Annotated in this window: 2 protein-coding genes; one reads left to right on the forward strand and one right to left on the reverse strand. The window is 43.5% G+C overall.

Features of this window, described 5'->3' with window-relative positions; all coding sequences use genetic code 11:
* Window positions 1-170: 170 nt before the first annotated feature.
* Window positions 171-1,061, reverse strand: a complete 891-nt coding sequence (gene ilvY, locus AB6E52_RS22950) for an HTH-type transcriptional activator IlvY (protein WP_372134514.1) — start codon at window positions 1,059-1,061, stop codon at window positions 171-173.
* A gap of 146 nt (window positions 1,062-1,207) precedes the next feature.
* Between ilvY and AB6E52_RS22955 the strand changes: the two genes are divergently transcribed.
* Window positions 1,208-1,753, forward strand: a 546-nt coding sequence (locus AB6E52_RS22955) for an NAD(P)-dependent oxidoreductase (protein ID WP_372189989.1), incomplete at its 3' end; no start/stop codon positions are given.

Raw genomic sequence — 1,753 nt, forward strand, 5'->3', positions numbered from 1 at the left:
AAACCGGCAACCGTTAATAGCGGTTCTAGGGTTCAAATCCCTATCCCTCCACCACCATTAGAAAGCCCGCTGAGAAATCAGCGGGCTTTTTTCTTATCTGCGATATACATAAATAAAAGGGGAAGGGCACTGACGTGCTCTTCCCTTTTTTGTATTTAAAACAATGACGACTAGTCCGCTAAATATTTCCCTTCTGCAACTTGCCAGAACGCTCGAATTAGAGGGTTATCTAGCTGTGCTCGCTTACAACATACGCCTAACTCAAATGGCTTGATAGGTTCTATCTTTAAGCGGCTAACTTTATCTCTTACTGGACTGTTGTTTATGACCACATCAGGTGCGATGCCAACTCCACATCCTAGTGCCACCATACTTACAATCGCCTCATGGCCAGAAACTTGCGCGTATATGTTGGGTTTTATCTTCATCTTTTTAAACCATGCATTGGCTCGTTCACGCGCTGTTCCTGCTTCTGGGATGATAAAGGGCACTTCATTCCAGTTTGGCTTATCGGATTGCAGTTGTTGGCTAAAGCTACTCACACCAGATGGAATGATGACTGACAGTGGAATATCGCTGATGGTTTCGAATTCTAACCTTGAAGGAAGGATGTCTGGCTTTGCTGAAATCGCGATATCCGCTTCATCGTTTAAGATCTTGTCGATGGATTGAGCTGGATCACCAGTAGAGAGCTTAAATTCAATATACGGATGAATAGCCCTAAATTCGGTTATGAGTTCAGGTAGGTGACTGTAGCTAGCCGTTACTGAACAAAATATACGGATCTCACCTTTAAGTTCTTGCTCTCCGCCCTTCAGGTGAAGGTTATATTGCTGCCACTCTCCCACGATGCTCAATGCTACAGGCAATAGGTGTTTTCCTGCTGGGGTAAGATCAACACTGCGGTTGTCTCTGATTAGCAGTTCTTGTCCTGTTTCCTCTTCAAGCTTTTGTATCTGACGGCTCAGCGCTGAAGGACTGACGTGCATAACAGCAGCGGTTTTGCTGAAACTCTTGCTGTCGCATAAATGTATAAATAATTGTAGAGATTTTATGTTCATGTTCTGCGATCGTTTCCATGTTGCATTTATTGCAATAACTAATTGTGAATATATCACTTTCAGCAACGGAGTGTCTGTTTTAGTATGAAGTCATTCGATAGAGAGATATCGACCTTACGGACTTATTTTTAAAGGAGTGCCCTAGAATGGCTAACTATTTCAATACATTAAACCTTCGTGAACAACTAGACCAATTAGGTCGTTGCCGCTTTATGGATCGTGAAGAATTCGCGACAGAAGCTGAATACCTTGAAGGTAAGAAAATCGTAATTGTTGGTTGTGGTGCTCAAGGCCTAAACCAAGGTCTAAATATGCGTGATTCTGGTCTAGACGTATCTTACGCTCTACGCCAAGCGGCAATTGATGAAAAGCGTCAATCATTCAAAAATGCTGATGAAAACGGCTTTGTTGTGGGTAGCTACGAAACGCTAATCCCTCAAGCAGACCTAGTAATCAACCTTACTCCTGATAAGCAACACACAAACGTTGTTGAAACAGTAATGCCTCTAATGAAGCAAGGCGCTGCTCTTGGTTACTCTCACGGCTTCAACGTTGTGGAAGAAGGCATGCAATTACGTGCTGACCTTACTGTAGTAATGGTTGCACCTAAGTGTCCAGGCTCTGAAGTTCGCGAAGAGTACAAACGTGGCTTCGGTGTACCAACACTTATCGCTGTTCACCCAGAAAACGAC

It is taken from the genome of Vibrio sp. 10N.247.311.13, assembly GCF_041467595.1.
GTDB lineage: Bacteria > Pseudomonadota > Gammaproteobacteria > Enterobacterales > Vibrionaceae > Vibrio > Vibrio crassostreae_C.

Excerpts from the sequence above, each read along its gene's own strand:
- ilvY (WP_372134514.1), bottom strand. The coding sequence starts at position 1,061 with ATGAACATAAAATCTCTACAATTATTTATACATTTATGCGACAGCAAG.